This window comes from Microbulbifer variabilis, assembly GCF_056232115.1.
Genome location: NZ_CP174325.1, coordinates 616,489 through 629,714 on the forward strand (window position 1 = coordinate 616,489; position 13,226 = coordinate 629,714).

Below are 13,226 nucleotides of genomic sequence, written 5' to 3' on the forward strand. Positions count from 1 at the left end.
AATACATTACCAATAATGTGCACTGGATTATTAGTGGCGCCCACGATATGGCCAGGAAGTACACATCCAAGAGACAACAGAGCATTTAAAGAGATTGGCGAGGTACTTCAGGAGGAAAGGCGACGATGAAGGTAAAACGGACACTAATTGATGGACGTTACGCTGCAACTGAAATGAAGAACACCTGCACCACTTTAAATGGCAGGCGCTACAATAATACCTACTGCTGAATTGTAAAAGTTAAAAATAATCTTATTACCGAAGGTACTGTTTATGTTGACTCGGCACTATTATAGAAAATTTGAGTGAAAATTTATAACTGGCAGCATTTTTACTGCTGAACTTACTTCCCAGCGTATCCCAAATGAAGCCGATGACCCTTCCAAAAAACCCGGCAATAAAACTATTACCGGGCTCGCTGATTGAGTAAAGCCGCTATTTAAACTGCCTCTTATTGTTAGTTCTGGTAGTCAATCGTCATATCAAAGTTGCCTTCCACACACTTTGCATAGTCGCCTTCATTGAGCGCAGAATAGGCTGTTTGATAGTTCACTAATTGACAGGAGAAGCTCTCATTACTGGGGTTATCCGCTGACCATCCCCAATTTTTATCCCAGTAGATATTCAGGGATGCCGCACCACCAGTCTGGAACTGGCCCATATTGGCACATCCTAGCTCTTCATCCGCCGGAATATCCACTCCCAAGTACTCGGTAAAGCTCCGGTAATAATCCATACGGTATTGCGAGCGGTAGTCTTCACTGCCTTTACTACATTCGATAGCGCCATTAACGATATTAGTCGTAACTCCAAAACCTGGAGTTAGATTATTGGCCAGATCAATACTGTTTGGCTCCCAGGTGCCATCAACAACATGCAACATGCTCGGTTTGGGTGGCTGCGGGTATACAAAGAAGAATATGGCACTCGCCAAGTTCAGCCAGGTATCTGCTACCAGCTCTGGGTTCTCCAGCAAAGTGTAAATGTCGCCATACATTGCCTGAGAGAACGGGCCATAATTATAATTCCAGCTCAGCTGTTTGGCGCCTCGGCCAAAGTAACTCTTGTACCCACCATCGGCATTGATTGCACAGGGCCATACCTCTGCAGCCCAGCTACTACCAGAATCACAGGCACCGTACCCTCCGGAAGTTTCCTCTGTCCAACCAATTTCTCGAATCCAGTACAAGCCCTGACGCCATTCCGGTTCATCCCAGGCAGCCGCATGAGCACCGGTTTCCTGGCCAAAATGAGCAAACATAACCGACAGTACCTTGCGGCAAATGGCATCTGAATCGCGGCCATCGGTATATTCTCCGCAAAACGCTGGAAACTTAGCCACCGCTCGCAGAAAGTTGGTATAGGTATACTCATCGGCCCGAACAGGGAATAGGTAATCCCAGGTATCCTCGGAAATAATACTCTCTACGCGCAGCACATTTTCCGGATTGGTATTACGACCTGGTTGAACCGCTTCTACAATCGCGTTATTACGGGTTTCAACTGTATCTTTCACTTCTTGCAGGAGTGAATTATTGGCAAGGGTATTTTCTGCCGCTTCCAATTCATTCTGGCCCATCACATGGCCCGCTGCAGGTGCACAACCCGCCTGGCTGATGGTAACCTCATCAACATCACTAGCAGCAGAGGTGTCGGTTGCGGTCAACTGGAAAGTATAGGTTGTATCACTGTAAACCTCAGATAGCACAGCCTGGGTAGAACTACCTACATAGCTGGACAGTTTTACAGGGGGGCCACTGGTCTGGCTCCAGATATAGCTCATACTGCCGCCGCCAGTGGATTGAGAACCATCCAGAGTGATGGTTCCGCTACAACCAATGCTATTTTCAGAAGTAGAGATAATTGCTGTTACTGAACCATCGGAACCGTCATTCTCTTCGGGCCCACCAGTGTCATCCCCAGCCGCTAAATTCTGTATCGTTAGCTGCGCTTCTTCAGTGCTTTCTCCATCGCTGACAATCAGGCTAAAGACATAACTGATATCATAAGCCGCGGCCGGTAAAGTCACTGAAGTTACAGCGCCGGTGGCGGTAGAAATACTTGCCTCTGGCGAACTGGGGGAAAGCTGGGCCCAGCTATAGCTCAGTGTGTCGTCTCCTCCAGAAGCAGTTGCACTAAGCTGGACTGTGCCACCACCAGTGATCTGGGACTGGGAGGATGAAACACTCAGGGAAATAGGAGTGGAGTCAGTGCCCTCACTATTATCGCCACCGGTATCACCACCATTGCCGTTGCTGCCAGTACAGCCATCAGTTTCTTTTAAAATCCAAGGGGAGTCCCAGGTGTTTTGCGCGGTCAGAGCATCAGAGGGAAGCTGATCTCCATTTGCCCACCATTGGGCAACAAAAATATCAGCGGCATAGCAAACCTCACTTCCCTTTCGGTAATTCTGTCCGGGCTGATAAGTCGCTATTGAGCTGGAGCCATCACCGGGATCCGGGTTGCCATCATCTGTACCACCGTTATCCGAGGCATCGTCACTATTGGAATCATCACTTTCACCACCGGTATCATTATCATCGCTGTTACTGCCCGAGCTATTACAGGCTCCCGCCCCCTCCAGAATCCAGGGAGAATCCCAAGTATTTTGCGCTGTCAGGGCATCGGAGGGTTTCTGATCAGGTGTAGCCCACCACTGCGCTTTAAACAGGTCTCCGGCATAACAAACCTGGCTACCACCGCGATAATGCTCACCGGCAACATAGTCATCGGCTGGCTGAGAGGCCGCCGCACCCTGAGCGCCAATCATCAGTGCCGAAGCTATAGCTGTGCGAATAAAAAGAGGGGTCATAGAGTCTCCGGTTATCTTTTTTAGGGCTTTATTACAAACACCGCAGTACTCGATAGGGACACCCAGCAGAGATCATATGTTATTGCAGTAAAAAATCTTATAAGAGTTTTCGTGAATAATGTGTAACGGCAAATGGATTTGGATAGCTAAAAGTGTGAAACCGCCTTGTTCTTTCCTAGAGAGGCTAAATACAGTGGAGCCACACCTAAATTACCAGTATTAGATTTTTATACATCACTGAGAGTGAGGACACCCTACCCCATTTTACTCTTACCCGTTCTACTCTTATTAGTTCAGAAAATTGAACTCTTAATATTTTCACAAAAACTTAAAATTTTTCTGCGCTCTGCCGATAACACCCCACACAAGCACAGCTGATTCGATAAAGAAGGCAGGAATTGGTTCCCGATTCGCAATACAGCTTTACCTGAAGCAACCACCAGCAAAAAATAATGTTCTACTATAGACACATTAAATAAAACATAAACCCAGAGAGGGAAGATCCAGCAGAGTCACATCAATCATCAAAAGACATTAAAATGAAATTACATTTTTATTTGTTTTTTCTTCTAAAGAAAGAGAGCAGCAAAATCTAACCTGGAAAAGTCAAAAATAAAAACTTACACATTTCTTCCTTATTTATAAATCGTGATCAAAAAACCATAAGACATAACCCAAGCACGATATACTTTTTTCTATACAAGAAAATGCACCACTTTACAGATGAAAACCCGCTCTTCATATCCAAACACTATCGGCCCACATTAACACCTGTCTAAGTCAAGCTTTCTATCTAATAAACCCATACTTACATAAGAGAAGGAGAGCCTAGCACGGCCCTCATCAAGTGAGCTTGTCCAATAAATAACTGCCCCCAACTATAATTCTGCAAATTGTTGTAGCCTGCCTTGCCGCTTTTCCTCAGAGAAATCACAACTGGTTAAACGAAACATCAGGGAATAATCAGATAAGCAACGAGTATCATGAATATCGCCTGGGAGGAATGCACTACAATCACCTGGATGCATAGTATAAGAACCCCGACTTACAAGCTGCTCTTCGCCTTTTACAGTTCTCACCAGTCCATAAGTAGACATTTCAACCTCTCCATGCTGAAGTGCATAAAAAACCCAGCCATTGCCATGATTATGTGGATTACGATATAAACCTTGAGTCTCCACATGTGCCAATAATATAAAGCCAAGTTCTGAGTCCCTATATAGCTCAGTCGTTGCCTCTCGATTTTGGTGTAACTTTGCAAGCCATCCCTCGGAATTTGAGGAGCTTGCCAACTTAGCCAGCACTGCTCGACAGTGAACCACGGTATCCGAGTTCAAACCCATCCAGTATTTACGTAATTCTGCAATATGGCGCTCCAAAGAATTACTTACCATAACTTATCTCCAGTCAAATTTAGGTTTAGCTGGTGAGATCTATCGGAAAATAGATTCCGGTAACGTAAATCTGCAATCGATATTTTGTATATTGCGTACTCTCACCAAACAGGGATAAGTTACAACTTCAAGCTCACTTTAGGTCAATAGGTAAATCACTTATAATTCAGCCAAAAGCCTTAACCCCAAAAAAAACCAACAGGTACCCTATTAGCTGTTGAGAGGGCAAATATAAAGTAATGACTAATCCACAAATTCATAATTTACGACTGACCAGGATAGATACCGTCTGAGCAATAAAGGCTATGACAAGAAACAGTAAAGCCAGCAGGTACACTTGATTAAGGCCGGAAACTACCAGCCCTGAATCAAAAGAACTCAAATATGACAAGTGTGAGGTTTTTGCAAAAACCACACTCATCAACGACGCCCCTGTAAGTAGCCCTAGATTTCTCGATAGATTTAGGAGGCCTGAAATACTGCCTTTTACTTTTCTACTAGCACCGTTCATTGTAAAAGTATTGTTAGAAGACAAGTAGATCCCGTACCCTATGGCCATTGCTATTGAGCAGACTAAATAGCCAGCTACACCATAGACCTGTTGCAAATTAGCCATCCCCAGAGAACCCAGTACCAGGAAGAACAAACCAATAATCACTATGCTTCGCGATCTGAATCGGTCAACCAAACGTCCAGCAATATTTGAACAAACGGCAACGACGAAAGACCCCGTAGACATCACCAGGCCTGTCTGAGAGAAACTCAATCCTAATGCCAAAGTCAGATAAAATGGCCCAACAACCAGAGAACTCATTACCGAAGCAGCTACCAAAAGATTAGTAGCTAGGTTCGTATACAAAACATAACCGCCCAGCGCGGGCCCAGGATCGCTGCCTCTGCTCAGGTATAAACCCAGTACACCGATGGCAGACAATAAAAAAGTCAATATATTGATAATTCCATAATTATCATTCAGGGGCTTTATCGACAGGGTATAAAAAAGAATTGCTGAAAAGATACAGAATGCGGCAAGAATATTACGTGGATGACGAGCTTGTTCGAGAGCTATGTACCTGGCATCCTCGGGAAGATATTTCTGAGCCAGCCAGTATACGATTACACCCAGGGGCACTTTGACCAGAAAGATTGCTTGCCAGCTGGAAACTTCCAGTAGTAGTCCACCCAATACGGGCCCCGAGCCAGTGCCCACCGCCGAGATACTTCCCAGGAGACCCACTACCGTGCCCACCCGAGCTCTGGAATAGACGTCACTGGCAATTGCCATAGAAACAGCGGTAAACATTGCCGCTCCGATACCTTGCAATGCTCGGAAGAGAACCAATACCCAGATATTTGGCGATAGAGCACAGAGTAAAGTCGATACACTAAAAAGCAGCATGCCGTGAACAAAAATTTTCTTGCGCCCCACTTTGTCGCTGGCGCGTCCGGCAATTGCCAGAGCCGCAGTTAGAAAAATCATAAAAGCGACAATGATCCACTGCGTCCGCGCGTAGGTGGTTCCAAGGTCTGCAACTAACTCCGGAAGCGCAATATTAACACTGCTAACCGCCAATGCATTGAGCAGGGTTGCCAGGCATAAAGCGGTCAGGATTCCCCGACTGGAGAGGTTGCTGGTGGCACCTTTGCTGAATGGTTTCAGAAGTCTTTTAACTGCAAGCATAAAATCCCAAGTGTGGTTAGCCAGACACCGATAAAAAATTAGTGTGCTCAGAAAATACGGAGAATCATGAAAAAAATACTATTTGCTCACCTCGTTAACGGATATACCACTTTTTGCTCCGATATAACTGTGGATAAGCTAAGTGTATATAGCGAGTAACTGGTATACATTCCATCCTTCCCTGCACACTCCTTAGCCCCTGACTCCCTGAGTTATTTGTCTTTCTTTTTGATTTAAGACTTGCCAGGGACCACAGTGAAAACTAGGATACAACTTCAAGTCAGCTTGAGGTCAATAGAGATGGATGATCATCGGGAAATAGATATTCGGGAAGTCTCCAAACGTACGGGACTACCCTCCTCAACACTGCGATATTATGAGGAGAAAGGCCTAATTAAGTCTATCAGCAGGCGTGGTATCACCAGGGTGTTTCCCGGCAGCGTAGTGGAACAACTGTCATTGATATCCTTAGCGCGCTATGCCGGGTTTTCTCTCAATGAAATCGCCTCTTTGTTCACCTATGGCAGCAAACCCAATATCGACCGTGAACAATTACTTGATAAAGCTGATGAATTGGACAAAAACATTCGCCGGCTCAAGGCTATGCGCGATGGTTTGCGACATGTGGCTAATTGTCCAGAGGAGAACCAGCTGGAATGCCCCAATTTCCAGGGGCTGATCAAGAAGGCGATGAAACTGCAGCACAAGGAAGACCGTAAAGTAAAATCCACCAAACCTAGTAGACGAAATTAGCTACAGAGAATATCTAAAGGTATAGTGCTTGTACTCAAGAAACACTGAATTCCGTCATCATGCCTGAATCTTCATGTTCCAATACATGGCAGTGGACCATATAAGGCATATCTGGCATCGCTTCCCGTGGAAAACGTACATATATCTCTGCACTGCCGCCACCTGAGATAGGTACCGTATCCTTCCATCCACACATATATGCTGGCGGTAACGCCCCATTAAATTTAACGACTCGGAACTGACAGCCGTGAATATGTACTGGGTGCAGCATCAAATCACTGCCTTCTGAAATACGCCAGTGAAGATCTCTATTGATTGGCACCTTGAATCCTGGCTCGGTAAATGCAAAGGAGACCCCATTTACTGCATTGGCGGTGAGCTGTGCCTTTAACGGCATTGCCGGAGCCTGGGTAACTAATTGCAATACCTTGTCTACTACTGCTGGATCTGTCCGCCCTGTGGCGATCATCTGTGGCAAACCTGTAGCGTTAATCAGTTTATTGGCCTGAGCCTGCCGGTTCATTTGCATCACCAGACGCTGAGAGATAGGCGGCAATGTTTGTGGTATTTGAGGCAACGGTACCAACTGTTCTGGTAAGGTGCCCCTTCCCTCTGCTCCTGCAGGTATCACTCTCAGAAATGCCACAGGGCCATCAAACGGGGGTAAACGCATTACCGGCTGCGGCACAGGCAGGGTGATCAAATCAAAAGGCTTACCATCGCGCGCATCGATCATCAGCTCATAACGTTCGCCCGCCGCAATAGGCAGAATATCCACCTGTACCGGTTCGTGTAAGAAGCCTCCATCACTGGCAATCACATACATTGGGCGTTTATCACTAGTACTCAAGCGATAATTGCGCCCATTTGATCCATCCAGAATACGAAAGCGCAGCCAACCCCGGTGAGTTTTCACCTCTGGATTAACGGCCCCGTTAGTCAATAGGCAATCACCACAATAACCTGCAGCTACGGTTATCTCATTGAAGCGATGAAAGAAACTACCATCTTTGTTAAAGCGGCGATCCTGAATAATCACTGGAATATCATCAACGCCCCATTCTTTTGGCAGAGGCAAAGTATCACTATTTTCATCATCAATAATAATCAGGCCGGCCAATCCCTTAAGCACCAGCTCGGCTGTAGTAGGGTAGAGGTGAGGATGAAACCAGAGCGTAGCTGCCGGCTGGATAATCGGCAGCCTTGCATGCCAGGTCTGCCCAGGCACGATCGGCATATAGGGGCCGCCATCCTCATAGCCTGGGACAATCAGGCCATGCCAGTGGGCTGTCACATTCTGCGTCAACTGATTATTGACACTCACTGTAACTGTCTGCCCTTTGCGTAAGCGTATGGCTGGGCCGAGGAAAGGCCCGTTAAATCCATAGGTAGGTGTGGTTAAACCCTGAATAAAACTCTGTTGATCCGGTTTTACCACTAGATGTATATTCCCCGCTGAATCAGCTCTCAACTCCTTTGGGATAGGCAGTGCCAAACGTTTGCCCCCATTAGGAAGAGAAGACTCCTGAGCCCTTACTTCTGTACCAGTGAATAGCGATGCCGCCATAGCACCAGTACCAAGACAAAACTCCCGACGCGTTAGACGAGACATCCTCCCTCCTTTGGAACCAAGCACATAGATAGCTCTATCCACAAATAGTAGAAAAGCAGGTGCTGTTGGGTATTGAATTGCAGGATAAACTGCCAAGCGTCATTTCAGATTAGAACAAGTAAAAGTATGCCAATTTAAGCGCCCCAGTAAGAACGTATACAAATACAGACAAGAGCAAATCAGTCTTAGAACTCCCATGATTCTGATTGTGGAACAATGACACCTGTCAGACAGCCGGCATACTTAGTCTTGGCTTAGCGAAGCCGCTCGTTTACCCTACCCCCCTTTTGTGCAGTTCCTGGCAAAAGCAGTAGCTGTGTAGTCCTCTAAGCCGGATAAATGTCTTCCCAATATGCCGTTTTTAGTTCTCTCCATCCTGATACAAGTCGCTTTTGTTATTCACGTACTGAAGACCGGGCGCAATACCACCTGGATATGGATCCTGGTCATGCTGCCTTTGGCGGGACTTATTGCCTATCTGATTTTAGAAATATTGCCAGAAATGAATAATTCCCGAAACGGACAAAAAGCTCGTAGAAAAGTCCAGAAACTGATGAATCCAAATCAAGATATCAATCAGGCAGCACAAAATCTAGCCAAATCCAGTAGCATAAAAAACTATATAAAAATGGCGGAGGAGTGCCTTGAGAAGGGGTTGAACCAGGAAGCCAAGGACTTATATCAAAAGAGCTTGCAAGGCCCCTTTAAGGATGACCCTCAGATTTTGTTCGGATTAGCTCGATGTCTATTTTTGCTCAAAGAATTTAACAACTGTAAGGAAACCCTGGATTTTTTGATAGACAAGAGTCCAGAGTTTAAAGATCAGGATGCCCATCTACTCTATGCTCGCACCCTGGATGCCTTACAGATGATTGCCGAGGCTGAACATGAATACGAGACACTGTACAGCTATTATAGTGGGCCCGCCGCAGGTCTTTACTATGCAATCTTTTTAAAAAGGCTTCAACAAGGAGATAAAGCTATGAATATACTGCAAAGAATCCTAAAAAATGCAGATGAAACAAACAGTTTTTACCGCAGCATCCATAAGGATATTCTTAAGCAGGCTAAAGCAGAACTGTCAGGATAAGGCATAAAGCAGGAAATATTCTTACTCCTAAATACTTTGTTCTAAAGAAAGTAATTCTTTTCTAATACTGGAGCTTGGTAAGTGATCCGGGCTGTTGATGTAAACTATCTGGAGCAGCTACCCCGTAAAGAACAGACACGAAAATAAAAAAACAACCAAGCACAAACGAGGACTACTTTGCATTTTAGCTCTAATCAAGGAAAACCAACTACAATCGCAATTTATTGTGATTGATAACTATGTCACACTGGGTTCAGAGCTGCAGCCCGACCTAAGGACCTATCTATACCAAGTGCTAACATATAAAGTCCCAATTATCGGATCCGCCAAAAAACGATATAAAGGGACTCCAGGCAAAGCTGACACTCTACGAGGTAATAGCATCAAGCCATTATATATAAGTAGTTTTGGTGTTGGCCTTACAACCTAAAAACCTCATATCCTACAAGGTATGGCCAATACAGAATACCCTCACTTTTGAAACTGGTAGATAGAGAATGCAAGCACTATCCGGTTAGCTGGTCCAAGGAAAGGATGCCCTAAAAAGTAGTGGCCAGCAGCCGAACATCGACTGCTGGCCATTGCACTCGTACAGCACAAACCCCATCCCCGGCAAACACTCTAGCAGATAACATCATTCCCCAGAGTTTGTTCAACCCTGCACAGGCAGGGAAACATCCACACTCCGACTAACGATTTCTCCATCGTCGGTTCATCCCCGTGGGCACAGGGAAAGTTCAAACTTTGAAGATTTAGTAATCAGCTAATTATTTACGTCGCCAGAAATAGGCGCGATAACTTACCACTAGAATTATGAAAGTGCATTACCCCTAAATAGGTAATTCAACACAAGGAGGGAAATTATTAAAGCCTTAGTCGAGTTTTATCAACTGCCTCCAGACCATTGAGAAGCTCACGCCTTAGGCTAAGCTATTGCTCCCACAGTAAACTGACCCCGCATAGCGGGGAACATATTGGCCTTCATCTGTATTTTAAAAATACTATCGGCTAAACCCCACCCATGTGGGGAACACACCTGGAGAAAATCAATCGGGATTGATTTTATCGGTAAAGCCCTGCCTGAGCTGGGAAATTGACAATACTTGTTTCATACTCGAGAAAGTGTCTAATATATACGCCCTCATCAAAAAAACTCAGCCTGCAAATACTCCACTCTTCTAAAAGTCAAATGCGGCGTATCAGCATCAAACCACAACCAAATGCCTTGGCCGGACCAATACCCGTACAAATCTTCTGTAAGAATAACTCTGGATCAGTCACCAGCAGTTCTCCACGATAATCTACTGAGCAGAAACCAGCACCGCGTCCTTTTTTCGGCAGAAGGTTCCAGCGATAGCCATTACTGTGAAGTTTTGGAGGGTAAATATCAAAACCCATGCGCGAGCCCCTATCAATCAGCCAGTGACGAGAAGCTACCACGGATACCTCCTGGAGCCGGGATTCTATTTGCCCACCTGCATAGAAACCTGGTTTTGCATCCAGTAGGCGCTGTTTCAACTCTCCCTTTCTTCCGCTTTGCAAAAGTGAATGAGTTTTACATTGATCACGTAACCAATGATATTGGGCATCCATCAAAATATCATGACGCTTACCTCGGCCAGCCACAGCCGACTTTCGTGAAATAGTAGGGTTGGCTCGCAGGCGAAACGCCAGCCGATCCCCGGCCTGTAACCGAGGTATAAAAGCTTTACTCTCTACACTAAACAGCGACCCATCTCTAATCGGCTTCTTCCGAGAAAGCAGGTAAAATACTGGCAGACTTCGCTCACTCAGGAGCTGCTCACAGGCTGATTCCTCACGAAACAGAAAACGCTCGCTACCATTGAATAACTCCCATAACATCTGATGGATACCGTAGCTGTTATTTTTCAACAGGGTCGCCAATTGCGCTTGTATGGCTAAACTGGAGGACACTTGAATTCTGGATAAGTACATAGCCACTTCCTTATGAACGCCAGTGATATTCCATACGCGGCTGGAACTGCCAGCGCTTGCGAGATAGAGGTTCGTCCAGGCGACTCAATTGCTGCACAGCTCCCAAGGAAAACTGTTCATCTTCCTGTGAAAAATCCTCTATATCACCCTCCCAGTAGTATTGGCTAGGCAAATCATCAGGTCGCCAGCGCTCCTGCCTTGCCCATGTAAGTTGATACTGCAAGACGTCAGTCAATGGGTACAGATCAAGTGCATGCCGAAAATTCTCAGCCTCTATTAAATGAGCAGCAGTGGGTACCGACAAAGGAAAAGCCTTACGCCCCAGATACAGATGAAACTTGGGGCGAGCCAGTGCCCCAGCCAGATCTTTCAGCGACCAATGCGCGCTCTCTGTTGCTTTAAGAGCGACCAATACTTGAGCATCGGCTAAGTATTCGCGTTGAGACAAGATAGTGCCCAGCCGGCTGCAGCCCACTACCAATTCGTCCCTACGTGTGCGATAACGGAATTTACCGGCACTGTCTGGAGCTTGTATTGTATGAAAGTCTCTTTGCAGAACTCCCGAGTTAACTATTTTTATTGCCTGACAATACCCTCTCGCCAACTCCAACTGCTGTGTTTCCTCTGATCTCTTAATACCCAATGCTGCACCAAGCAAACCTGCAATAGCTGACTTGCTGGGATAACAAGCACTGTGCCTGATTCCACCAACTGCAACCTCTCCCCAGGATGCCATGGCGCCATAAAGGCAAAATACCAAGTGTTCCATAAAGCCACCTATTCGCTAACGAATGCCAGCAACTCTCGCAGGCTACCCTGCCCATTTACGGCATTGAGAATATAGCGGCTGTCAGCACACTGGCCATATACCTTGTCGAAATTATGCAGTTGTCCTTGCAGCGCATCAATCGCCTCCTGAGCGTAATCCTCGCTATAGCGATCCACGGGTTTTAAATAGGCTACGGAAAGTGATCGCGGCTGCTGATCGCCGACTTCAGCGAGCACATAAGAGGCATATGCACGGCTGGCATAACTGTTTTGTTTTCCGGCAGGAGCAATTTTGAGAATTGTTTCAGTCAAGGCTGCAAGTGTACGATCGGCAAGTGATTTATCTTCACCAAGGTTATCAATCAGCTGCTCTTTGTTGATACAAATATAAGAGTAGAAAAGTCCTGCGGCAAAACCGGCTTCTCCGAGGTGAGCTGCACCATTATCCTTACCATGATTATTGAGGTCGTCCACTGCGGTAAAATAATCATCCTCAATGACTACAGAATGTACTGATAGTGCATGAGCCACTTGACAAGCGGCTTCGATATTATAAGCAGGCTTGGAGGCGAGCATTCTACCAAACAGGGCGATATCTACCGCCATATTTTCTCTACGCAGTAAGTCCAGCTCAGATTTTTCCGGCTCACGACCTTCTGCTGCAAGTTTGTGTAACAGATCCTCAATACCCTTTTGCTCAGCCAAACTCAGGTGCACCAGCTGCTCAATTTCGAGATCCGCACTTGGATTATCTTTTTCCGACTTTTTTAGTTTGCCAAATTGTTCCGCTATCCTCTGAGCCCATAGTTTTGCTTTCTTCTCTGCTACTCCCAGCCTAAGTAACTTTTCAAAAACCAAAACACCTTGTCGCTTACTGCGCGTTCCAACTAAGCCATTTTCTGCCTCTCTCCCTAAGGCACGCTGGAATAAATCTGAAGTGCGCCAGTGACGTTTTAGACTCTGTGAGGATATGCGAAGTCGATCATACCCCCCCATTTTGGCAGTTTTTGGTCTCCCTAAATCATCCCGGTTCAGATTAGCTGGTGGATAGGCAGTCAAAACATGTAATTGGATAAACCGACTCACTACTCTCTCCTTGTTTTGAGACGATTGTTCGCTCAAAAGCACTCACGCCAGCTTTGATACCGATAAGAACTCTA

Annotated in this window: 9 protein-coding genes; 2 read left to right on the forward strand and 7 right to left on the reverse strand. The window is 45.9% G+C overall.

Annotated elements, in window-relative coordinates:
* Positions 1 to 457: 457 nt before the first annotated feature.
* The 3 genes from ACJJI7_RS02695 to ACJJI7_RS02705 all read right to left on the reverse strand — a co-directional run bounded on the left by ACJJI7_RS02695 (position 458) and on the right by ACJJI7_RS02705 (position 5,887).
* Positions 458 to 2,812: a chitinase gene (locus ACJJI7_RS02695; RefSeq protein ID WP_444901013.1), complete on the reverse strand. Its 2,355-nt coding sequence runs from the start codon at positions 2,810 to 2,812 to the stop codon at positions 458 to 460.
* A gap of 878 nt (positions 2,813 to 3,690) precedes the next feature.
* A complete protein-coding gene (locus ACJJI7_RS02700; RefSeq protein ID WP_020412391.1) occupies positions 3,691 to 4,206 on the reverse strand; it encodes a cupin domain-containing protein in 516 nt (171 codons plus the stop codon).
* 256 nt (positions 4,207 to 4,462) lie between these two features.
* Positions 4,463 to 5,887, reverse strand: a complete 1,425-nt coding sequence (locus ACJJI7_RS02705) for an MFS transporter (RefSeq protein ID WP_444901012.1) — start codon at positions 5,885 to 5,887, stop codon at positions 4,463 to 4,465.
* A gap of 255 nt (positions 5,888 to 6,142) precedes the next feature.
* On the opposite strand from ACJJI7_RS02705, the gene ACJJI7_RS02710 reads away from it, so the two are divergent.
* A complete protein-coding gene (locus ACJJI7_RS02710; RefSeq protein WP_245556666.1) occupies positions 6,143 to 6,640 on the forward strand; it encodes a helix-turn-helix domain-containing protein in 498 nt (165 codons plus the stop codon).
* 34 nt (positions 6,641 to 6,674) lie between these two features.
* Here the strand turns inward: ACJJI7_RS02710 and cueO are convergent, their stop codons facing one another.
* A complete protein-coding gene (gene cueO / locus ACJJI7_RS02715) occupies positions 6,675 to 8,252 on the reverse strand; it encodes a multicopper oxidase CueO (RefSeq protein WP_444901011.1) in 1,578 nt (525 codons plus the stop codon).
* A 352-nt stretch (positions 8,253 to 8,604) separates the two neighbouring features.
* Between cueO and ACJJI7_RS02720 the strand changes: the two genes are divergently transcribed.
* Positions 8,605 to 9,342, forward strand: coding sequence for a PLDc N-terminal domain-containing protein (locus ACJJI7_RS02720; RefSeq protein WP_020412387.1), 738 nt, complete (start codon positions 8,605 to 8,607; stop codon positions 9,340 to 9,342).
* Between the two features lie 1,185 nt (positions 9,343 to 10,527).
* On the opposite strand, the gene cas6e is transcribed toward ACJJI7_RS02720, so the two are convergent.
* Genes cas6e through cas7e form a run of 3 tightly spaced genes read right to left on the reverse strand, consistent with a single transcriptional unit; the run spans position 10,528 to position 13,152 of the window.
* Positions 10,528 to 11,298 (reverse strand): type I-E CRISPR-associated protein Cas6/Cse3/CasE, encoded by a 771-nt coding sequence (cas6e, locus tag ACJJI7_RS02725; RefSeq protein WP_282952511.1) that lies wholly within the window; start codon positions 11,296 to 11,298, stop codon positions 10,528 to 10,530.
* 10 nt (positions 11,299 to 11,308) lie between these two features.
* Positions 11,309 to 12,067: a type I-E CRISPR-associated protein Cas5/CasD gene (gene cas5e / locus ACJJI7_RS02730; protein ID WP_282952510.1), complete on the reverse strand. Its 759-nt coding sequence runs from the start codon at positions 12,065 to 12,067 to the stop codon at positions 11,309 to 11,311.
* 8 nt (positions 12,068 to 12,075) lie between these two features.
* Entirely contained in the window at positions 12,076 to 13,152 is a 1,077-nt protein-coding gene (gene cas7e, locus ACJJI7_RS02735) for a type I-E CRISPR-associated protein Cas7/Cse4/CasC (RefSeq protein ID WP_020412384.1), read from the reverse strand.
* Positions 13,153 to 13,226 lie beyond the last annotated feature (74 nt).